Here is a 20,767-nt window from a genome sequence, read left to right as displayed (position 1 = left end):
ATGATGAATCTTGCCGAATATCGCCGTTCAAACACGCGCCTTGCCGACTTCCTGCCCTGGGTGGCCCTGGTCGATCAGGGCATTATCCTCAACAAGGATGGTTCATTTCAACGAACGGCAAGGTTCCGTGGACCAGATCTCGACAGTGCCGTTCCGGCTGAACTCGTCGCCGTGGCTGGGCGGCTGAACAATGCGCTCCGGCGACTAGGCTCGGGCTGGGCGATTTTCGTCGAGGCTCAGCGTCATTCGGCCGGAGCCTATCCTGTGGGTACTTTTCCGGATGCGGCGTCAAGCCTGGTCGACGCGGAGCGGAAAGCGCAATTTGAAGAGGCAGGTGCTCATTTTGAATCAAGCTATTACCTGACTTTTCTTTATTTACCGCCGGCCGAGGCGGCCGCCATGGCTGAGCGGCTGCTCTACGAGGGCAGTCGTCGCACGGGGGCCGCCGAGGCACGAGAGGTGCTGGGCGGCTTCATCGACCGGACCAGCCGCGTCTTGCAGCTTGTGGAAGGCTTTATGCCGGAATGCAGCTGGCTCGATGATGAGGCAACGCTCACCTACCTGCACTCGACGATATCGAGTAGGCGGCATCGGGTTCGTGTCCCTGAGATCCCCATGTATCTCGACGCGCTACTTGCCGATCAGCCGCTCACGGGTGGGCTCGAGCCGATCTTGGGGGAGGCGCATTTGCGCGTTCTGACGGTCGTCGGCTTTCCGACCGCGACCACCCCCGGGATTCTCGACGACCTCAATCGGTTGCCCTTTCCATATCGCTGGTCGACCCGGGCCATCATGCTCGACAAGACGGATGCTTTAAGGCTCCTGACCCGGATCCGACGGCAATGGTTCGCCAAGCGGAAGTCGATCGCCGCTATCCTGAAGGAGGTGATGACGAATGAGGCTTCAAGTCTTCTCGATAGTGATGCTCACAACAAGGCGATTGATGCAGATAGCGCGCTTCAGGAACTGGGCTCGGATCAGATCGGTGAGGCCTTTGTCACAGCGACGGTCACGGTCTGGGACAGGGATGGCGGCGCGGCCGACGAAAAACTGCGGCACGTCGAGAAAACGATCCAGGGGCGGGACTTCACCTGCATGGTGGAGACAGTCAATGCAGTGGAAGCCTGGCTCGGCAGCCTGCCGGGACAAACTTACGCCAACGTCCGCCAGCCGCCGCTTTCTACCTTGAACCTCGCCCATATGATCCCGCTTTCGGCTGTATGGGCCGGTGAGGTGAGGGACCACCACTTCAAGGCGCCGCCGCTCTTCTTCGGCAAGACCGAGGGATCGACCCCATTCCGGTTCTCACTGCATGTTGGAGATGTGGGGCACACGCTGGTTGTCGGGCCGACAGGAGCCGGAAAATCGGTTCTGCTCGCGCTCATGGCGCTGCAGTTCCGCCGCTATGAGGATGCGCAGATCTTTGCCTTCGATTTCGGCGGGTCGATCCGGGCGGCCTGCATCGCCATGGGAGGAGACTGGCATGATCTCGGCGGCGCGATTGGCAGCGAACGTAGTGAGTTTATCGCTCTCCAGCCTCTTGCCCACATTGATGACATCGCGGAGCGCGCCTGGGCATCCGAATGGATTGCCTCGATTCTCGCCCGTGAACGGATCGATCTCACTCCCGAAACCAAGGACCACGTGTGGTCGGCCCTCACGTCACTGGCTTCGGCGCCGTTCCAAGAGCGCACCCTCACTGGCCTTTCCGTTCTTCTCCAATCCAACGCCTTAAAGCGCGCGCTACACCCGTATTGCCTAGGTGGGGCGTATGAGCGGCTCTTGGATGGCGAAGGTGAGCGGCTTGGGGATTCATCCGTCCAGGTCTTCGAGACCGATGGATTGATCGGGACGCCCGTCGCCTCGGCAGTGCTCGCCTATCTCTTCCACAGGATCGAGGATCGTTTCGATGGCCGTCCAACGCTCCTTATCATCGATGAGGGCTGGCTCGCGCTCGATGATGCCGGTTTTGCCGGTAAGCTTCGCGAATGGCTCAAGACCCTGCGGAAGAAGAATGCCTCCGTCGTTTTCGCAACCCAGTCGCTTGCGGACATCGATGGCTCGGAAATCGCGCCCGCGGTCATCGAGAGCTGTCCAACCCGAATTCTGCTGCCGAACGACCGCGCGATCGAGCCACAAATCACCGCCATCTATCGGCGCTTTGGACTGAATGACCGCCAGATTGAGATCCTCGCCCGCGCTACCCCCAAGCGGGACTACTACTGCCAGTCGCGCTGCGGCAATCGATTGTTCGAGCTCGGTCTTGGCGAGATCGCGCTCGCCTTTACGGCCGCTTCTTCCAAAGCCGACCAGGCGCTCATCGAGCGGACAATGGCCGAGAAGGGAAGGGAGGAATTCGTCAGGGGTTGGCTGCAGGCGCGCGACCTTCGTTGGGCCTGCGACCTTATTCCGCAGCTAGCCAGGCATGGAGGAAGCTCATGAGTCGGTTCGGTCTCCTCCTCGCGGCGAGCTTGATCGCCATTGCTGTTTCCGGGGCGACTCGGCAAGCCAGCGCCCAGTGGATCGTGTTCGATCCGAACAATTATGCACAGAACTTGCTGACGGCTGCGCGCGAATTGCAGCAGATCAACAACCAGATCACGTCGCTCCAGAACCAGGCGCAGATGCTGGTCAATCAGGCCAAGAATCTCGCAAATCTGCCGTACTCGTCCTTGCAGCAGCTGGAGCAATCGATTCAGCGCACCCAGCAGCTTCTCGCTCAGGCGCAGAGAATTGGCTACCAGGTCCAACAAATCGATAGCGCATTCTCAACCACCTACGCGCCCACGTCAGTGAGCATGTCCGACCAGATGCTGATCGGTAACGCCCAAGCGCGCTGGCAAAATTCGGTGGCCGGTTTCCAAGACGCCATGCGGGTTCAGGCCACCGTTGTCGGCAATCTCGACACCAACCGCACGCAATTGTCGGCACTCGTGACCGCCAGCCAGGGTGCGACAGGCGCGTTGCAGGCAAGCCAGGCCGGCAATCAGCTGATCGCACTTCAGGCGCAGCAGCTTGCCGATCTGACGGCCGCCGTCGCAGCCCAAGGGCGCTCGCAAACTCTTGAGTCGGCCCAACGCGCTGCGGCCCAGGATCAGGGCAGGGAGCAGCTCCGGCGCTTCCTTCACCAAGGCCAAGCCTATCAACCCACAACCGTGCAGATGTTCCACTAATGGCCAGTAGATTTGAACGGATGTCTACCGCGATCGCCTTGACGCTCGCTGTCCTTGTCGTTGCCGCCTGCGCAATCCAGCTCCGTGGCAACGAAGCCGAAACAGCTCAGTCGAATGCCTCGCTAGATCACGTTGAAAATCCTGTGGCGGCGAAGCTTGAGCGTTGCCGCGCCGTCACGTACGAGCAGCGGGACGCTCTTCTTGAATGCCAGAAGATCTGGGCCGGGCAGCGCCGGCAATTCCTCAATCAAAAGGACAGGTTTTCGCCACGTTCGGATAGTGAGCCGCCAAGCGCTGGGCCGTCATCATCCGTGCCGCCAAAGGACAATAGCCGCCTGCCTTCCGGCTACCCCACCGTTCCTACGCAAAGTGAGTAACCGATGGGCAGCACCGGTGTCATCGACCAATTCCTGGAGACTTTTACCCGATATATCGACTCCGGATTTGGTCTCTTGGGCGGCGAAGTCGGATATCTCGCGACCACGCTTGCCGCCATCGACCTGACGCTTGCGGGCCTGTTCTGGTCGTTGGGGACCGAAGAGGACATTATTGCCCGTCTGGTCAAGAAAACCCTGTTTGTCGGTGTGTTTGCATACTTGATCGGCAATTGGAACAGCCTCGCGCGCATCGTCTTCGAAAGCTTTGCCTCTTTAGGCCTTAAGGCCTCAGGCACGAGTCTTTCATCAGCAGATTTTTTAAGGCCAGGTCGCATTGCGCAAGTTGGGCTGGATGCCGGGCGGCCGATCCTGGACTCGATCTCCTCCCTGATGGGTTACGTCAGCTTCTTCGAAAACTTTGTCCAGATCGCGGTTCTGCTGTTCGCCTGGATTATCGTGCTGCTTGCCTTCTTCATTCTGGCAATCCAGCTCTTCGTCACTCTGATCGAGTTCAAGCTAACGACACTTGCAGGGTTTGTGCTGATCCCCTTCGGCCTGTTCGGAAAAACAGCCTTTGCGGCGGAGCGGGTCCTGGGAAACGTCATCTCTTCAGGCGTTAAGGTCTTGGTTCTGGCCGTGATCGTCGGCATTGGCTCGACCCTATTCTCGCAGTTCACGGCCGGCTTTGGCGGCAGCCAGCCCACAATCGAGAATGCGATGGCTTTGGTGTTGGGCGCTCTTTCCTTGTTGGCCCTCGGCATCTTCGGCCCCGGTATCGCCAACGGCATCGTCTCCGGAGGGCCCCAACTCGGTGCGGGCTCAGCCATTGGTGCGGGCCTTGCGGCCGGTGGTGTGGTGGCGGCCGGAGCCGGTCTTGCCTCAGCCGGCGCTGCGTTGGCCGGCCCTGCGGCGGCTGGTGCCGCCAACGGGGCGAGAGCTGTTACGAGCGGCGGGTTTGGCGGAGGTCGACTGTCCGGCGCGACGGCCGCGGGTGCCCCGACTGCGGCAAGTCCATTGCGCTCCCTCGCCGCTCGTTTTGCCGGAGCTGGTGGTACGAGCGGTGGTGCCGCCAATAGCTCTTCCGCTTCTTCTGAAAGCCCACCTTCATGGGTCCGCCGCATGAAGCGCGCCCAGACGATCAGTCATGGAGCATCAGCCGCGACGCAGGCGGTTCGCTCAGGCGAGCACGGTGGGAGTGGTGGGTCGGTCGATCTCTCGCAAGAGGACCGCTGACGCTTCTTTCTGAAATCCATTCTCAGTCATATCTTGAGGTTCAAACCATGTTCAAACGATCGGCCGTCCACTATGGCCGCAGCCCCGCGCCGGTCACGCCCTATCAGCGCGCCGCGCAAGTCTGGGATGACCGCATTGGCTCAGCGCGTGTCCAGGCCAAGAACTGGCGCCTAATGGCCTTTGCCTGTCTGTTTCTCTCCGCAGGCTTTGCCGGCGCCCTGGTCTGGCAGTCGGCCCAAGGGACCGTCACGCCATGGGTTGTGGAAGTTGACCAGCTGGGTGAGGCGAAAACTGTCGCGCCCGCGATTGCTACCTATCAACCGAGCGATCCGCAAATCGCGTTTCACCTGGCCCGGTTCATCGAGCATGTACGCGCCCTGCCGCTGGACGCCATTGTGCTGCGACAGGACTGGCTGCGCGCCTACGATTTTGTCACCGATCGCGGTGCTGCCGCGCTCAATGACTATGCCCGCACCAACAATCCGTTCGACAAGCTCGGAAAAACACAAGTGGCCATCGAGGTCTCAAGCGTCATCAGAGCCTCGCCCGAGAGTTTTCGCTTAGCCTGGATCGAACGCCGCTATGACAACGGTCAGCTTGCCACAACTGAGCGGTGGAGCGCGATCCTCACCGTCGTCGTGGAAGTGCCACGCGACCTCGACCGCCTGCGGAAGAATCCCCTCGGCATCTATGTCAACGCAATCAATTGGTCGAAGGAGCTCGGCTAGCCATGCTATCAGGTCCTGTATTTGTTCATGAGAGTCCGGCCACGCCTGGGGCTCGCTCTTCTGATCTCTGTGTCTGCCCTCGGCGGCTGCACCGTCTTCAAGCCTCCGCAGATCAGCTATGATAGCGATGTCCCGCCGCTGCCAGACCTGCCGGCGCTTGCCGAGGATCGTCCACGCCCGCTGCATGTTCCGCCCGCCGTGGCGGCCAGCGCGAGGCGGAAAAAATGCGGAGGCTAAAGAGCCCGTCGAGCGCATTGAAACGGCAAACGATGCCGCAAGGGTGCAGCCCCGAAAGGCCGGCTACTTCAATGCTGTGCAGGTGTTTTCCTTCAGTCCGGGCGCGCTTTACCAGATCTATGCCGCGCCCGGGCAGATCACTGATATTGCGCTGCAGCCGGGCGAGCGGCTGATCGGCTCGGGGCCGGTCGCCGCCGGAGATACCGTGCGCTGGGTCGTTGGCGACACCGAGAGCGGCAGCGGCGATACGCGCCGTGTGCATATCATGGTGAAACCGACCCGCCCTACGATCGAGACCAACCTCGTGGTCAACACCGATAGGCGCACCTACCTGATCGAGCTTCGCTCCCGCGAGAAGCCGTACATGCCATCGGTCGCGTGGTTTTATCCCGAGGACAGAGCTTCGCGTAGCAAAACTCTGCCGCCCACCCCCATGATTCCGGATCTGACACAGCGTCGGTACCGTTACAGCATCGAAGGAGACAGTCCGCCGTGGCGTCCCGTCAATGCCTATGATGACGGCCGCAAGGTCTATATCGAATTCTCCGCCGGTATTGCGCAAGGCGAAATGCCGCCACTCTTTGTCATCGGGACTAACGGCGAGACCGAACTCGTGAACTATCGCACTTTTGGAAACATGCTGATCGTCGACCGCCTCTTCGCAGCCGCCGAACTGAAACTGGGCGGGGAGCACCAGCAGAAGGTCCGAATTGTGCGAACTGACGGGAGATCCTCGTGACCGACACTGATCGGGGGAATGGACAAGGTGACAATGCTGCTCGGCCCGCGACGTCGGAAGAGCTGGGTGAACGCCTGAGGCTCCATGCCGCGCCCCCGCAAGTTGCGCGCCTGTCCCGCAAAGCGCTTGCAGGGGCCAGCGCTGTGGTCCTCGTTTTCATCTGCGGCGCCGCCTTCTGGGCGCTGCAGGGCAGGAGATCGCAATCGCCTGCTCCGGAAGAGCTTTACTCGACCGACCACCACAACGTCGCCGATGAGGTTACGACATTACCCAAAGACTATGCCGCGTTGCCTAAGGACGTGCCACGGCTTGGACCGCCTTTGCCGGGCGATCTTGGCCGGCCAATCGTTGCGGCCCAAGGCTCGTCCTCATCGAGTACCCTTGGCCTTGATGCGGAACAGCAGCGGGTCAATCAGGAATCGGAGGCGGCGCGCATCAGCAAGGTCTTTGCCAGTACCAATGTCCGGCCCCCGGCAGCCGTGACATCGCCGGGAGAGGCGCCTTCAACGGCGTCGAGCTCCTCCGATGAGGCCTTCGCCCAGAACGCGCAGGATCGAAAACTCGCTTTCGTCAATGGACCTGTCGATAAGCGCACAACGAGCTCCGACCGTTTGGTGAAGCCGGCCTCGCCTTTTGTCGTTCAAGCTGGCACCGTTATTCCAGCTGCCCTCATCACGGACATCCGCTCCGATCTGCCAGGCCAGATCACGGCGCAGGTGACGGAAGCGGTGTACGATAGTCCCACGGGGCGGGCTCGCCTTATCCCGCAGGGAGCAAGGCTCATCGGCACTTACGACAGCCAGGTCGCATTCGGACAGTCGCGCGTGCTCCTGGTCTGGACGAGGCTCATCATGCCGAATGGCCGATCCATCGTGCTGGAGCGTCAGCCCGGTGCCGATGCGGCGGGCTACTCCGGCCTTGAGGACCAGGTCGACAACCATTGGAAGGAATTGTTGGGAGCGGCTGCGCTCGCGACCCTGCTTGCTGTGGGCACCGAGGTGAATTCCGGCGCGGAGACCGGTAACACCAACAGCGACCTCGTCGCCGCGCTCCGTCGCGCGGCAGGCGATTCGATGAATCAGACGGGCCAGCAGGTGGTCCGTCGCAATCTCAACATCCAGCCCACCTTGACGATCCGTCCGGGATTTCCGGTGCGCGTGATTGTAAACCGCGACCTGGTGCTCGAGCCATACAGAGGATAAGAGCCATGCCGAAATTAAAACTCGGAGCAATCGAAGACGACAAGCCGGTTAAGCTCACGCACGAACTGCCGGCGAGCATCCACCGGGATCTCGTGGCCTATGCCGATATCCTCTCAAAGGAGACAGGACAATCGGTCGGGGATCCTGCCAAGCTTATTGCACCCATGTTGGAGCGGTTCATGGCAGCCGACAGGAGCTTCCGGAAGGCTCGACGGGCGCGTCAGCGTCCGAGCGGAGGTGAGGGATAGCGCTCGCAGAGCAACTTGAGGAAGGCGATCACGGCAGGGTTTTCATTGTCGGCTCGCCGGTATGCCAAAAACTCAAAGCGGCTCGGACCGGCGTCGTCGCACAGCTCGCGGTAGACGAGGTCTGCATAGTTGATGCCCGTGTCGGATTGTAGCACAAGACTGACTCCTGTGTTCATGCTGATCAGGCCCTTGATCATGCCGCGGCTGACGTCATGGCGCTCGATTTTGGGGCGATCCTCAGGTGACACGAGTTTGGAAATTATGAGGTCTTCCAACTCGTTTCCGAAATCGTCATGACTCAGCAGCACCGTCTCGCCACGCAGGTCCGTCCAGTAGATGGTGTCGCGCGGGGCGAGGGGATGATCATGGGGTAAGGCGACCAGAACACGCTCGCTCCATAACGATATTGGTTTGTTGTCGAGTAACGGCAGCTTCCCTGTGACGATCACGACATCGAGACTGCCGTTGCGAAGTGCAGCTGCCAGGCGAGTGCGTGATCGCTCAACCGTGACAAGTTCGATCTGCGGGACTGCCCGTTTGAACTCGAGTAGCGAGCGTTGCAGACTGCTTGGCGAAAGCGAAGGGCAGAAGCCGACACTCAGCCGCCCACTTTCGCTGTTTTCAGCGGATCTCGCGGTCGCGATGAGTGCGTCGAATTCTTCCAGAATAGTTCTCGCCAGCCGAAGAACGTTGCAGCCGGCCCGCGTTGGGCGGACACCTCCGCTATGCCGCTCAAAAAGAGCGATACCCAAGTGGTGTTCTAGTTCGGCAATTCTCCGGCTGAGGCTCGACTGTTGCGACCTCAGTAACTCCGCGGCTCCACGAAAGCTGCCACAATCGGCCGCGGCCACGGCCGATCTCAGGTGTCTCAGTTCGATCGCTTTACCAGCCTGAGTAGAAGGTGCTGATCGAAAGATATTGTGCATCTCTAGAGCTCAAGCGGAGATCCCGATATCAATGCCGCAACTGGACTTCCTTCGAAAGGCCTAAGCGGCCGCTCGGATCACTGGAGCCCAGAGCACCGGACCTGCGATGCGCCCCATCTTGCGGATACGCTCCAAGGCCGCGGTCGACACCTCTAGGTATCCTGCTATCGCTACGGTGTTTCCGAGAGGACGAGCTTTCCCGATCGGGCGGAGCGGCCAGCCCGCGCGCCGAAGAATGCGCTCCATTCTCGCGTCGGTGACAGTGACGATTTCGGTCAGTTCGATGGAAAGGCCGAACTCAATCATGCCCGCGAACAGCTCGTAAGTGGCGGCAGCAAGTCCGCCACTCGCTTTCGGCACGTCGGGACGAATATCCAGTGCAAATCGGCTGCTCTCCCAGACCTGACGGCTTCGTGGCGCCGGTTTCCCCTCGAGAAGAATGGCGAAGGTGTCTCTCAGCATCGTTGAGCCGGTCGATGGTAGAAGTCGCACGCAACCCTGAACACGTCCGGCAAGAGAGCGGTTTACTAGATACACCGGTCGAAGCACATCAAACTCATCGATCTCCATGTCGCCGCTGGTCTCGACGCTCCAGTCAAGGCGCTGTTTGAAAACGCGATAGCGCAGCCGGTGTATCTCGGCGAGCTCGTGAACGAACTCGCCGTAGTGCTCGGGGGTGATAAGCTGAATCATACTGGCCTCCCTGCTTTGCTTGGAGAAATAAGCAGAGAGGGCGAGGCAAGCGCCACCTGTGCAGTTACACAGGTGTTCACGGCGGTCGGAGTGTTTACTTTCGAGATTTCGATTCGGTTAACAGCACGATGGCTTGACGAAGCGAGCTGACCCCGAGCTTCGCACGGGCGTTGTCCAAATGGAATCCCGCGGTTCGCTCTGCTATGCCGAGAATGGTTCCGATCTCCCCGGCTGATTTGCCGCGCGCGGACCATTCGAGACATTCATGCTCGCGAGGAGACAGCAGCGCGCCACCTACCAGGCGATCAATTGTCCAAAAGCGCTTTGCATGTGCATGGAAAAATGTGGCGATGAGCCGCAGGTTCTGGGCGTGCTTGACTAGCGAGCGATCGAAGCCCACTCGATGCTCGTCGGTCGCAAAGCTCAACGCGGCGATCACGCCCTGGTCGTCGTGGATTGGGAATGTGAATCCGCAGCGAATCCCAAATTTGGCGGCTTCTTCGAACAGCGCGCGTTCGGACTCAGATCGATTTTGCGGTTCGATCCCAAGCCCCCATCGGAAGGGCTTAGCCTGACGGATCGCCCGGCGCACGACCGGATCGACGCAGTCGTACCCGCGCTGCAAATAGAGAGCCGTCCAGGAAGATGGATATGTCGAGATTAGGTTAGGAGCACTGCCGGGCCTGCTGGGTAAGGCAAGGTATGCGAAGCAACCAAAGTTCAGCGCAGTCGTGACATCGGTCATGCTCTGCTGAGCTGCATCTGGATGTGTGCTTTCGGTCAACCGCTCAGCAAATCTTTGAAAAACCCGATCCATCTTTGATGAACCCGCGGGCCTCCCCGTACGCGCTTCTCGTATTATCAGATCGAGCATCACTGTGAATGGGGCAAAACAAAGAAGAGCTCGTGACGCGCAGGCCAGTGGTGTCGAGGCCGTATCGGTCTGCCGATTTCTCGCGGTTACTGTTATCACCATCACTAGATTTGGCTGTGTGTGGTAGGTCCATCAGAAATCCTGCAGGCGGAGGGTCAAGATCGCCGGAATGCTGCGCCGTTTGGCCTTCCGACTTGCAGGTTTGTAGCATTCTTTCGATTACAAAGAGCCGCTCACCAGGGAGATTGGAAATGAAGGTCGGTGTTCCCAAGGAGATCAAGACGCACGAATACCGCGTGGGCCTAACGCCTGGTGCCGTCCGCGAATACGTGGGAGCTGGCCACAGCGTGTTGGTCGAGACCAGTGCCGGTGACGGGATTGGCGCGACAGACGACAAATATCGCGACGCTGGCGCGACGATTGCGCCCTCTGCTCGCGAGGTATTTGCCTCTTGTGAAATGATCGTAAAGGTCAAGGAACCGCAGCCATCTGAATGGACACAACTGCGGGAAAACCAGATCCTTTTCACTTACTTGCATTTGGCTCCGGATCCGGAGCAGGCTAAGGCAATCATCAATGCTGGGTGCATTGCAGTTGCCTATGAAACCGTCACCGACGCGCAAGGTGGGCTTCCGCTGCTCGCCCCAATGAGCGAGGTCGCGGGAAGACTTGCGATCGAAGCGGCAGGCGCGGCACTGAAGCGATACGCCGGTGGGCGGGGATTGCTGATTGGCGGCGTGCCCGGCGTCCAACCCGCTCGAATCGTGGTGATTGGAGGGGGCGTTGTCGGCAGTCACGCTGCACGGATGGCGGCAGGCCTTGGTGCCGAAGTCACAATCCTCGATCGTTCGATTCCCCGGCTTCGCGAGCTGGATGAACTGTTCGAAGGGCGAGTGCGTACCAAATTCTCGACGATAGCGTCCGTTGAAGAAGAGGTATTCGCGGCGGATGTCGTGATTGGCGCCGTTCTCGTTCCCGGCGCAAGCGCACCAAGGCTTGTGACCGGCGCCATGTTAAGCTCAATGCGCAAAGGCTCGGTGATGGTTGACGTAGCGATCGATCAGGGGGCTGCTTCGAGACCTCGCGTCCTACAACGCACGCGGACCCTACATATGAGGTGGACGGCATTATCCACTACTGCGTCGCAAACATGCCGGGAGCCGTCCCGCTGACGTCCAGTCACGCGCTGAATAACGCTACGCTCCCGTTCGGCTTAGCACTCGCCAACAAGGGATTTGCGGCCGTGCTCGAAAATCCACATCTGCGCGCTGGCCTGAATGTCTATCGCGGCCGTCTCACCTACAAGGCGGTGGCGGAGAGCCTGGGCCTGCCCTTTTCACCAATTGATCAGGCTGCGGCCTGATCCAAGAGGCCTCCGCCGGGGGCGTTTCCTCCCTGACTTGAAGGGCCACCTTGCGGGTGGCCCTTTTTTAAGGTCTGTTCGATCGGATCAACGGAGCTTGATAAAGCCTTGGCACCTGGGATCGGTCCATGCAGTCAACCGGACATACCCGCCGAACGCCGTTCGCCGCGATCGGAGCTACAGAAGTACAAGGCTTTCACCCAAGCGCAACGCCTCGCCGCTCTCTTTCGCCGCGATTGTTGGAAGAGATACCCGCTCATCCTCGCGCAAGTGGTGAAGCTTGCCAAATCGCTTCGCCGCCCGATAGCACAGCGCGAAAATCATCGACCGGAGGTCCGCTCAACGTCTGGCGTACCTCAAGACGGTCGGGGTCGCTCTTGCCGTCAACGGAGCGCTCGCTCGATATCGAATAACGCATCGATCCAGCGTACCACATTAATCGGGATCGATCTTGATGTTCATCATCGCCTCGCTTCATCGCCAATTCTCCGCCTCAGGGCTCCAGCAGGACGTCCGCCAAGGCATCGATCAGTCCTCCCGGATCTTGCTCCGCTGGCGCTTGTCCAGAACGATTCGAGCTCGACTGCGACAAAGGCATCTCTGCACAAACCTTCTCCCTCTGATTGGAAGGAATGCATTGTGCTCATCGCCTCCAGTTCCTTCCGAGCGACACAAGAATCGCGAACTGGTTGAACCCCTCCTGATGTTAGAAAGCCGGGCGGCATGGCCGCGCAGTAGCCTTCGTCAAACATCGAGTTCGGCAGCTCACGGCAAACATCTGGCCGCTCATCCGTGTACATGCACCTCAAATCCTTGCCGCGTAGGAATGGGCCATACCCCAGCGTTCGCCGAACAGCGGATCCCAAGCATACGCGATCGCCGCAAAACTAGATGGCGGAGTTGTCTTTGGCAGCAAGATCCCGCACCTTGCCCGCTGTTCCCACATTCCAAGGAGCTATCTGATCAGTCCAAATACCGCTTGGGTCGATATCAAGCCGATAATCCAACGAAAAAGATTCATTTGGGCTCATGCCTTGGACGTGACCTCCGCCCGGAACCCGATTAACCTATGCATGGTGTCCACGTAGTGCATTTGTCGGGCCAGAGCTTTCGAGGCACAACCACATAGCGTGATCGTTTTCTGATCTAATCGGAGAAGCCTATGCCAGCTTCGCTGGTAAACAATAGGATGGACTGCCTGGCGACAGCGCGATTGATTGCATCCATAAGGTGAGCGACCGCACAAAGAACGAAGCTGCTTAGGTGAGATACGCAGACGTCACACTTCGGACGGAACCTCGACTGGAACGGCGAAGCCCGTCTTGACGCGATCCATTATGACCATCGTCTTGAATCCTTTGATGTCCGGGTTCTCATAGAAAAATCGGCGTGTGAACTGCTCATAGTCATCCATGGCACGCGCGGTAACGTAAAGGACAAAGTCAGCGTCCCCAGTAACATAAAATCCGTTGACGACTTCCGTCGACGATTTGATCGCCTTCTTAAAGCGATCAATTATATCTGCACGCTCACGCTCAAGGGTCACTAACACAAGCATTTGAAGAGCTCTCCCGACCGCCTTCGGCGAGACGATCGAAACATCGGCCTCAATGATGCCCTCCGAACGAAGCCTCTTCAGCCGTCGTTGGCACGCAGTAGCAGAAAGGCCGGCCACTTCGCCAATCCGCTCCGAAGTTAGGCGGTTGTCTTTCTGCACGATCTCGAGGATGCGCGCGTCTGTTCGGTCGTATTGCATGCTGACGCTCCAGGTGAATCTCGCCGGAAAGTGACTATTTGGTGCAGGAAATCTTCCCGTCACAGTAAAATCTGACGCAAATAGTTCGCCAGCACAAGTATGCTGGATGCAGAGGCAATATCAAGAGATGACCGAGGTGAGACGTTTCAATGATTTCTCATAGTATCCAAAACAAGAAAGTACGGTCGGTCGGTCTTGCTGCTAAACATCTCGAAAGTCTGCGGCGTCTCGATTTTCTGGTGGGGGCTGCGTTTCGCGATGGTCAGTGGGTTGCAAGCAAGCAAAGGGACGCTGTGGTTGATCCTGCGACTGGCGAGGAGATTGCTGATGTATCTCATTGCAGCGCCGCAGATATGGACCTCGCAATCGCGGCAGCTGAACGGGCGTTTCGTGCTTGGCGGGAACTTCTGCCCGCAAGCCGTGGGATGATTCTGAAGACTTGGGCATCATTGATGATCGAGCATTCCGAAGAGCTCGCTATCGTGATTACGAGCGAGCAAGGCAAGCCGCTCGCTGAGGCGCGCCAGGAAATCGTCTATGGTGCCGGATTTCTCGAGTGGTTCGCTGCGGAAGGGGAGCGCGCATACGGGGAAACGATTCCGAGCCACAAGCTCGGAAGTTTGCTTCACGTACGAATGCAGCCAATCGGTATCGCGGCAGCGATTACCCCGTGGAACTTTCCGGTTGCGATGATTACGCGGAAGGCGGGAGCTGCTCTCGCCGCGGGTTGTCCTATAATTGTCAAGCCTGCTCCCGAGACGCCGCTCTCTGGGCTTGCCATTGCTAGGTTGGCCGAGGAGGCTGGCGTACCGCCTGGCGTGTTTCAGGTGCTCGTTGGCGATCCCGTTGAATTGTCGGTGCCTCTGTTGCGCGACACGAGGGTGCGCGCTCTGTCGTTCACAGGTTCTACCCAAGTCGGTCGTCTGCTTCTTGAGGGGGCGGCGGACACACTAAAGAAAGTTTCGCTTGAGCTTGGGGCACGCCCCCTTCGTGATCTTTGACGATGTCGATCTCCAAAAGGCCGTCGAAGGGGCAATGGCGGCAAAATTCGCTACCTCAGGTCAGGACTGTCTGGCGGCGAACCGCATCTACGTACAAAGGCGCATCTATGCCCCCTTCGTCGAGGCTCTCGCTAGGGCAATGGCGCAGCTCAAACTTGGCCATGGCCTGGAAGCCAAAACAACAGTCGGTCCAATGACCAAGTTGTCAGTAGCGGAGAAGTGCAGGATACAAATCGATGATGCTGCGAGAAAGGGAGCGCGAGTGCTCTCGGTTAATCCGAGCGCGGATTTCGGGCCAAACTTTGTTGTTCCAACGCTGCTGAGCGACGTTACTGAAGACATGCTCATCGCGCGTGATGAAACATTTGGGCCGGTCGCTGCTGTGCTTCCGTTCGATTCTGAAGAAGAGGTGATCGAGCGCGCAAACGCTAACGAAATGGGGCTGGCTGGATACATTTATACTAACAATTTGCGTCGAGCTCTTCGGCTCGCTGAGCAAATCGAGTGCGGCATGGTTGGCATCAATACGGCTTCGTTTACGGGGCCTCCAGTTCCGTTCGGCGGATGGAAGCAGTCCGGACTGGGTCGCGAAGGGTCGCGCCACGGCATGGTGGAATATATGGAGCTAAAATACGTGTGCTTCGGTGATTTGGCCGCCTAGGAGGTTCGATGTGATTGACACAAAAACTATTGCTGAACTAGATCGCTCCACTGTTCTGCATCCTTTCACCCAGCTCAGCGAATTCGCCAGTGGCAAAAGCGGTGAGCCGACGATCATCACAGGCGCGCAAGGTATTCGAATCCAAGATGCAGAGGGACGTAGTTACATAGACGGTTTCGCTGGTCTTTATTGCGTAAATGTTGGATACGGCCGGACGGAGGTAGCGGAGGCTATCGCGCGGCAGGCATACAAGTTGGCCTACTACCATTCCTACGCGGCTCACACGACCGAACAGCTGGCAACCCTGTCAGATCGTCTAGTGCGCATGGCCCCTGGTAAACCCAGCAAAGTCTTTTATGGGATGTCGGGATCGGACGCGAACGAGACCCAGGCAAAGCTCGTCTGGTATTACAGCAATCTACGTGGTCAGCCTAAAAAGAAGAAGATCATTTCGCGCGAGCGCGGCTACCACGGTTGTTCGGTCATTTCGGGTTCCATGACTGGGATGTCCTTTTACCACGATCACATGGACCTACCTTTTCCAGGCATCTTGCACACGGGCGTGCCGCACTACTATTGGGGTGCTGAGCTAGGCGAGACGGAAGAGGCTTTTTCCCGACGGCGCGCAGCCGAGCTTGAACAGCTCATTGTGCGCGAGGGGCCGGAGAGTGTCGGCGCCTTCATCGCTGAGCCAGTACTCGGGACTGGGGGCATTATACCCCCACCTGCGGGCTATTGGTACGAAATTCAGGCTGTGCTCAAGCGCTATGACGTTCTTCTGATCGCCGATGAGGTGATTTGCGGATTTGGTCGAACCGGCGCCGATTTCGGCAGTACGTTGTACGGGATGGAGCCGGATCTGGTGACAGTCGCCAAGGGGCTGACATCGGGCTACGTGCCTCTGTCTGGAGTCATCGTTGGTGAAAGGGTATATGCTGTGATGGAAGAAGCAGCTGATGTAGTAGGAGCCTTTTCCCACGGATACACCTATTCCGGTCATCCGATTGCAGCCGCTGCAGCAAACGCGGTGATCGATATTTTCGAGAAAGAGCGACTGAGCGATCGCGCGCGGACCGTGGGCGCGCACTTTCATAAACGGCTCAGGGAAAGGTTCGCTCAGCTCGAGATCGTTGGAGAAGTTCGCGGCGTGGGTCTGCTCGGTGCTGTCGAGTTCGTTGCGGATCGCCAGAAGAAGCGCCGGTTTGATCCGCAGCTCAAGGTGGGCGCTCGCATCTCGAAAGCTGCGCGTGATCTGAGGCTCATCGTGCGAGCAATGCCGCATGGCGACATAATAGGCTTTGCTCCGCCTCTTGTCGTATCCGAAAGTGAGATCGACGAGATTGTCGATTTGGCCTATCGAGCTACCAAACGAGTAATGGACGAACTCGCCAAAAGATCGGCACTGCCCTGAAGCGTGGGTCTGGTCGGTATTCGCATGCGATCTAGTTGCCCTCCTACGCCGAGCACTATACGTCGTAAGTCGACGAGAAGCGATATCCAATGCCAGAGCAGTCGTCGCACAAAATTGCGAACTGTAGACATTGGCGGCAGTTTAGTGAACTCTACGAGAAGGAGGGCGAGTGGTCGACCCGCCTCACGAGACCGAAAGGATTTGTTCAAGTGCCCCTCCCAGAGACGAATTGCTAGAACGCGCCCCTCGCTAAACTGCACGAGTGGCCAACGAGCGGTCCATGTCTCAGTTAGACCAAAGGCGCGAAAACAGCTTGATCTGTTGACTGCGGCCCAGAATGGGGTTGAGGCTTCGATCAAACAGGCCTTTGGCGAGGTTGGCACATTACGCAGGACTCGGAAAAATGCGTTCTACACTGCCGCTTTAGGTTGCGGCTCGAGCGACGTGAAAAGCGACATAGCAGAGGCGCTTTGAGCTTCGGCTTCGGCTGAGGTGGTGGCGCCAAATACCTGACCCGCACCAATCGCTTGATGCAGCCGCGGGTGGCTCCTCGACCTTGCACTTTCAGCTCGGCATGAACGCGCGAGCTGATGGAGCCGGCCGGCGTCGCAGTGAACCCATTTGATGTCGGCGACGAGCGCACCATTGGCAGCTCTCCCGTTGCATCAGGCAAGTAGTCAGCCAGCGAAACACCGACTGCGTTGCATAGATTGTCAATCGATAGCTCGGGCGGCGAGCTTTGATGAGCCGAAATCGCATTTTGGCGCGCTGAGCAATCGCCGATCACGTTGCAACGTATCCTGCCGCGCTGAAGTAGAAGTAGTTTATGCATTCGTTTTGGGGAAAGCAGTCGATGATGGGGACGATCCAGCGAGAGAGGATTCGACATGCCTACTGGCCTCCGCTCCGGCAGATAGTTTGAATCAGCTCAACGCTGATTTGGGAATCCCTTTCGAGCCATCCAGGTCGGCGCTTGCTCTAGTTCGTGATCCAATTCCTAAGAAATAGCCGGATTGTCGTCCTCCGGCAACGCCTGCAACATGAAACCAGCAACTTGGCACGGTTCCAGCCGATGCGGTTAACAAAGGCTGTTCTTACCACACCGACGGATAACTGATTGAGTCACTCTAGTTCGGCGGACTGAAGATCGCGAGATCGGATCGGCAACTCGAAAAGGCAGCATTCTTGTAGGAATGTACAAGCGCGAGTCCATCCCCCGATCACTTTCCACTCAACGAATGTTGCCGAGTCACGCTATGGCCCTGCGGCCTGCCCAGATCTATCGCTCTGCTTGAGATGGAGGTACAGCCGCTGAAACCTACTTGTTTCGGCCGAAGCGTTAAAGCTGCGTCGTAACTGGCCCCTGTGCAGAAATTCGAAATCTAAGCGGGTTTTGTGCACGATTTGGGGGCTGGTTTGTTCTACAAAGGAGTAATGCTCATAAGCACCTTCATGCTGTCTGCGAACTGCAGGCTCTAAACAATTCGCGGGTGGCTCAGTCACGGACGAACATCGGAGGAAGAGTAATGACTGCAGTAGAGCTGCGATTTGACGTTTCGGAGTATCAAGAACGCCTCCGCAAGACGCGAAAAGCGATGGAGCGGGCGGAGGTGGACCTACTTATTCTAACTGATCCTGCCAATATGGGTTGGCTGACCGGTTATGACGGGTGGTCGTTTTACGTGCATCAGTGTGTCGTCGTTGCCCCAGATGGTCCGCCCATCTGGTTCGGCCGAAAAATGGATGCCAACGGCGCTCGTCGAACAACCTACTTGGATGAAGGAAGTATCAGATATTATCAGGATCATTACGTGCAGTCCGACCTGCATCATCCGATGACCGTCCTCGGAGAGCTAATCCAAGCAGAGGGTTTTGGTTCAGCTACGATAGGCATCGAGAAGGATGTGGTCTACTTCACTCACGCCGGATTTGAAGCGCTCGCGGCAAGCCTGCCCAATGCGAAGTTCAAGAATACGACACGCCTGGTACGATGGCAGCGTATTGTGAAGTCGCCGCGAGAACTTGAGTACATGCGCGGCGCAGCGAGGATTGTGACATCCATGTACGATCGGATCGCAAGCGTTCTTCGACCGGGCATGAGGCAGTCCGACTTGGTTGCGGAGATCTACGATGCTGCTACTCGCGGTGTTGACGGATTTTGGGGTGACTACCCGGCCACAGTTCCCTTGATTGGAGCGGGCGCTGATGCTTCGGCGCCCCATCTCACTTGGAGCGATCGTCCCATTAAAGCTGGCGAAAGCATATTCTTCGAGTTGGCCGGCGTACATAAGCGATACCATTGCCCGCTGTCCCGAACGTTCTATTTAGGAAAACCGAGTGGGACGATACTCGATGCTGAGAAGGCAATCTTAGAAGGAATGCAAGCGGGACTTGAGCAGGCGGTTCCGGGAAAGACCTGTGAAGATATCGCGCTCGCGTACTTTGACCGGCTAGCCCGACGCGGTTTGAAAAAGGAAGGTCGCGCGGGCTATTCAATAGGACTCAATTACCCGCCGGGCTGGGGCGAGGCATCCGCGAGCTTCCGCAAGGGAGACCGTACGGAACTTAAACCTGGCATGACCTTCCACTTTATGTCGGGTCTTTGGTACGGTGACTGGGGCATCGAGATAACGGAAAGCTTTCTAGTTGGTACGCAAGAACCCGAAATCTTGGCCAGCTGCCCACGAAAACTGATGGTAATTGACTGATCCCGATCCAACGCACGCGGAGAATGCGCCAAATTCCTTGGCGCTCGCGTTAACTGCATTCCTTGAAACCTTGAGAGTTGCTATGCAAAACGTTGAGAAATTCCGAGGCTTGCAGAAGGAGGTAACGCAATGGCGTCGTTATCTCCATGAAAATCCAGAGCTCGATTTTCGAGTTTACAACACGGCCAATTTCGTAACGGAGAAGCTCGCTTCCTTCGGCATCAACCGTATCGAAACGGGAATCGCTGAAACCGGCATTGTTGCCCTAGTCCAGGGCGAAAGGGGGACGGACCGACAATCGGGCTTAGAGCCGATATGGATGCTTTACCAATCGTTGAGGCGTCGGGGAAGCCATGGTCGTCAAAGACGCCGGGTCAAATGCACGCGTGCGGCCATGATGGGCACACAGCGATGCTATTAGGCGCCGCGAAATATCTAGCGAGTACGCGCAAGTTCAAGGGCTCCGTCGCCCTGATTTTCCAACCTGCTGAGGAGGATGGTGGAGGAGCGAACCTCGGCGGCCAGCAAATGATTGAGGCGGGCATAATGGAGCGCTTCGGCATCTCGCAAGTTTTTGGGATGCATAATGATCCAGGTATGGATGTTGGAAGATTTGGAGTAAGGGATGGGGCAATTATGGCCGCCCAAGATGACTTCGACTTGATCATCAATGGTAAGGGCGGGCATGCCTCAAAACCTCACGAGACCATTGATCCTGTCGTCATTGCGGCCCAAATTATTCTTGGCGTTCAGGCGCTTGTTTCGCGTAACGCGAATCCGGTTGAAGCGCTGGTAGTCTCAATAACCAAGCTAACTGGGGCGCAGGCCAATAACATAATTCCCGATCGGGTTGCCATGGCTGGTACGGTCAGGACATTGGTACCTAAGTTGCGCGAGTTCGCGGAGGGACAGATCCTATCGATTGCGCGGGGGATCGCCAGCGCGTTTGGCGCAGAGGTTGAGTACAAGTATCGGCGGTACGTTCCGGTTACGGTCAATCACACGGAAGAGACTAAGTTGGCTATCAAAGCGGCAAGCGCCTTGGTGGGTGCGGACGCCGTAAACGACAAGCTTGCAGTACGGATGGGCGCAGAAGATTTTGCTTACATGCTCGAGGCTCGACCAGGTGCGTTCATTTTCATCGGAAACGGACCGACCGCCGGCGTACACAACGCGGCTTATGACTTTAACGATGACGCAATCCCATATGGTATTGGTTATTGGGTAACTTTGGTCGAGACCATTCTGGCTGTTTAATTATGGCTGCGGCAGCAGCGCTCGAGCAGGAGGAGGCCGCGTCTTCGGGGAGCGCGGTATGTTTGCAGATAGCATCGGTCTTCGGGCTGTGAAGACATGGCCGGAAAGTGGATAAGCGTCGGAGGTATTCCGGATATCGAAAGCGGATCACAAGTGTGGAGATTAGAATCCGCCGTGACG

14 protein-coding genes and 4 pseudogenes are annotated in these 20,767 nt (G+C 58.0%); 13 read left to right on the top strand and 5 right to left on the bottom strand.

Going from position 1 to position 20,767, the window contains the following annotated elements; genetic code table 11:
• From trbE to ACTGJ9_RS38495, 8 genes and pseudogenes are all read left to right on the top strand, one after another.
• Nucleotides 1-2,442 carry a conjugal transfer protein TrbE gene (gene trbE, locus ACTGJ9_RS38530; protein ID WP_456675259.1) on the top strand — a complete coding sequence of 814 codons (2,442 nt, stop codon included), beginning with the start codon at nt 1-3 and terminating at the stop codon, nt 2,440-2,442.
• Nucleotides 2,439-3,173, top strand: a complete 735-nt coding sequence (gene trbJ / locus ACTGJ9_RS38525; RefSeq protein ID WP_456675258.1) for a P-type conjugative transfer protein TrbJ — start codon at nt 2,439-2,441, stop codon at nt 3,171-3,173. Before trbE ends, trbJ begins: the two co-directional genes overlap by 4 nt.
• Nucleotides 3,174-3,193: 20 nt before the next feature.
• Nucleotides 3,194-3,550: a putative entry exclusion protein TrbK-alt gene (gene trbK-alt / locus ACTGJ9_RS38520; protein WP_456675257.1), complete on the top strand. Its 357-nt coding sequence runs from the start codon at nt 3,194-3,196 to the stop codon at nt 3,548-3,550.
• A gap of 3 nt (nt 3,551-3,553) precedes the next feature.
• Nucleotides 3,554-4,783: a P-type conjugative transfer protein TrbL gene (trbL, locus tag ACTGJ9_RS38515; RefSeq protein ID WP_456675256.1), complete on the top strand. Its 1,230-nt coding sequence runs from the start codon at nt 3,554-3,556 to the stop codon at nt 4,781-4,783.
• A 47-nt stretch (nt 4,784-4,830) separates the two neighbouring features.
• Nucleotides 4,831-5,511, top strand: a complete 681-nt coding sequence (gene trbF / locus ACTGJ9_RS38510) for a conjugal transfer protein TrbF (protein ID WP_456675255.1) — start codon at nt 4,831-4,833, stop codon at nt 5,509-5,511.
• A gap of 27 nt (nt 5,512-5,538) precedes the next feature.
• Nucleotides 5,539-6,487 (top strand): annotated as a pseudogene (gene trbG / locus ACTGJ9_RS38505) (P-type conjugative transfer protein TrbG).
• Nucleotides 6,484-7,689, top strand: a complete 1,206-nt coding sequence (locus ACTGJ9_RS38500; protein ID WP_456675254.1) for a TrbI/VirB10 family protein — start codon at nt 6,484-6,486, stop codon at nt 7,687-7,689. The pseudogene trbG and the gene ACTGJ9_RS38500 overlap by 4 nt, the downstream one beginning before the upstream one ends.
• Nucleotides 7,690-7,694: 5 nt before the next feature.
• On the top strand, nt 7,695-7,937 hold the full coding sequence (locus ACTGJ9_RS38495) for a DUF2274 domain-containing protein (RefSeq protein WP_456675253.1): 243 nt from the start codon (nt 7,695-7,697) through the stop codon (nt 7,935-7,937).
• Here the strand turns inward: ACTGJ9_RS38495 and ACTGJ9_RS38490 are convergent.
• From ACTGJ9_RS38490 to ACTGJ9_RS38480, 3 genes are all read right to left on the bottom strand, one after another.
• A complete protein-coding gene (locus ACTGJ9_RS38490; RefSeq protein WP_456675252.1) occupies nt 7,910-8,863 on the bottom strand; it encodes a LysR family transcriptional regulator in 954 nt (317 codons plus the stop codon). The two genes, ACTGJ9_RS38495 and ACTGJ9_RS38490, sit on opposite strands and share 28 nt — an antisense overlap.
• Before the next feature lie 60 nt (nt 8,864-8,923).
• Nucleotides 8,924-9,556: an acyl-homoserine-lactone synthase gene (locus ACTGJ9_RS38485; protein WP_456675251.1), complete on the bottom strand. Its 633-nt coding sequence runs from the start codon at nt 9,554-9,556 to the stop codon at nt 8,924-8,926.
• A gap of 94 nt (nt 9,557-9,650) precedes the next feature.
• Nucleotides 9,651-10,373: a LuxR family transcriptional regulator gene (locus tag ACTGJ9_RS38480; RefSeq protein ID WP_456675250.1), complete on the bottom strand. Its 723-nt coding sequence runs from the start codon at nt 10,371-10,373 to the stop codon at nt 9,651-9,653.
• A 308-nt stretch (nt 10,374-10,681) separates the two neighbouring features.
• Between ACTGJ9_RS38480 and ald the strand changes: the two are divergent.
• Nucleotides 10,682-11,793, top strand: a pseudogene (gene ald, locus ACTGJ9_RS38475) (alanine dehydrogenase).
• Between the two features lie 177 nt (nt 11,794-11,970).
• Here ald and ACTGJ9_RS38470 read toward each other — a convergent pair.
• Together ACTGJ9_RS38470 and ACTGJ9_RS38465 are read right to left on the bottom strand one after the other, a co-directional pair.
• Nucleotides 11,971-12,117 carry a hypothetical protein gene (locus ACTGJ9_RS38470; protein ID WP_456675249.1) on the bottom strand — a complete coding sequence of 49 codons (147 nt, stop codon included), beginning with the start codon at nt 12,115-12,117 and terminating at the stop codon, nt 11,971-11,973.
• 955 nt (nt 12,118-13,072) lie between these two features.
• Nucleotides 13,073-13,549, bottom strand: a complete 477-nt coding sequence (locus ACTGJ9_RS38465) for an Lrp/AsnC family transcriptional regulator (RefSeq protein ID WP_456675248.1) — start codon at nt 13,547-13,549, stop codon at nt 13,073-13,075.
• Between the two features lie 149 nt (nt 13,550-13,698).
• Here ACTGJ9_RS38465 and ACTGJ9_RS38460 point away from each other — a divergent pair.
• The 4 genes and pseudogenes from ACTGJ9_RS38460 to ACTGJ9_RS38445 all read left to right on the top strand — a co-directional run bounded on the left by ACTGJ9_RS38460 (nt 13,699) and on the right by ACTGJ9_RS38445 (nt 20,587).
• Nucleotides 13,699-15,211: pseudogene (locus ACTGJ9_RS38460) on the top strand (NAD-dependent succinate-semialdehyde dehydrogenase).
• 10 nt (nt 15,212-15,221) lie between these two features.
• Nucleotides 15,222-16,622, top strand: coding sequence for an aminotransferase (locus ACTGJ9_RS38455; RefSeq protein WP_456675247.1), 1,401 nt, complete (start codon nt 15,222-15,224; stop codon nt 16,620-16,622).
• A gap of 1,526 nt (nt 16,623-18,148) precedes the next feature.
• Nucleotides 18,149-19,330, top strand: a complete 1,182-nt coding sequence (locus ACTGJ9_RS38450) for a M24 family metallopeptidase (protein ID WP_456675246.1) — start codon at nt 18,149-18,151, stop codon at nt 19,328-19,330.
• An 82-nt stretch (nt 19,331-19,412) separates the two neighbouring features.
• Nucleotides 19,413-20,587: pseudogene (locus ACTGJ9_RS38445) on the top strand (M20 aminoacylase family protein).
• The last annotated feature ends 180 nt before the right edge of the window (nt 20,588-20,767 follow it).

Origin of the sequence: Bradyrhizobium sp. RDM12 (assembly GCF_051917485.1) — a bacterium.
Classification (GTDB): Bacteria; Pseudomonadota; Alphaproteobacteria; order Rhizobiales; family Xanthobacteraceae; genus Bradyrhizobium.
Note: the sequence above shows the minus strand (reverse complement) of the source record. Positions and strands in the feature narration are given on the sequence as shown.

Excerpts from the sequence above, each read along its gene's own strand:
- ACTGJ9_RS38450 (WP_456675246.1), top strand. The coding sequence starts at position 18,149 with ATGACTGCAGTAGAGCTGCGATTTGACGTTTCGGAGTATCAAGAACGC.
- ACTGJ9_RS38470 (WP_456675249.1), bottom strand. The coding sequence starts at position 12,117 with ATGATTTTCGCGCTGTGCTATCGGGCGGCGAAGCGATTTGGCAAGCTT.
- ACTGJ9_RS38480 (WP_456675250.1), bottom strand. The coding sequence starts at position 10,373 with ATGGATCGGGTTTTTCAAAGATTTGCTGAGCGGTTGACCGAAAGCACA.
- ACTGJ9_RS38495 (WP_456675253.1), top strand. The coding sequence starts at position 7,695 with ATGCCGAAATTAAAACTCGGAGCAATCGAAGACGACAAGCCGGTTAAG.
- ACTGJ9_RS38485 (WP_456675251.1), bottom strand. The coding sequence starts at position 9,556 with ATGATTCAGCTTATCACCCCCGAGCACTACGGCGAGTTCGTTCACGAG.
- trbE (WP_456675259.1), top strand. The coding sequence starts at position 1 with ATGATGAATCTTGCCGAATATCGCCGTTCAAACACGCGCCTTGCCGAC.
- ACTGJ9_RS38465 (WP_456675248.1), bottom strand. The coding sequence starts at position 13,549 with ATGCAATACGACCGAACAGACGCGCGCATCCTCGAGATCGTGCAGAAA.
- trbF (WP_456675255.1), top strand. The coding sequence starts at position 4,831 with ATGTTCAAACGATCGGCCGTCCACTATGGCCGCAGCCCCGCGCCGGTC.
- trbL (WP_456675256.1), top strand. The coding sequence starts at position 3,554 with ATGGGCAGCACCGGTGTCATCGACCAATTCCTGGAGACTTTTACCCGA.
- trbJ (WP_456675258.1), top strand. The coding sequence starts at position 2,439 with ATGAGTCGGTTCGGTCTCCTCCTCGCGGCGAGCTTGATCGCCATTGCT.
- trbK-alt (WP_456675257.1), top strand. The coding sequence starts at position 3,194 with ATGTCTACCGCGATCGCCTTGACGCTCGCTGTCCTTGTCGTTGCCGCC.
- ACTGJ9_RS38490 (WP_456675252.1), bottom strand. The coding sequence starts at position 8,863 with ATGCACAATATCTTTCGATCAGCACCTTCTACTCAGGCTGGTAAAGCG.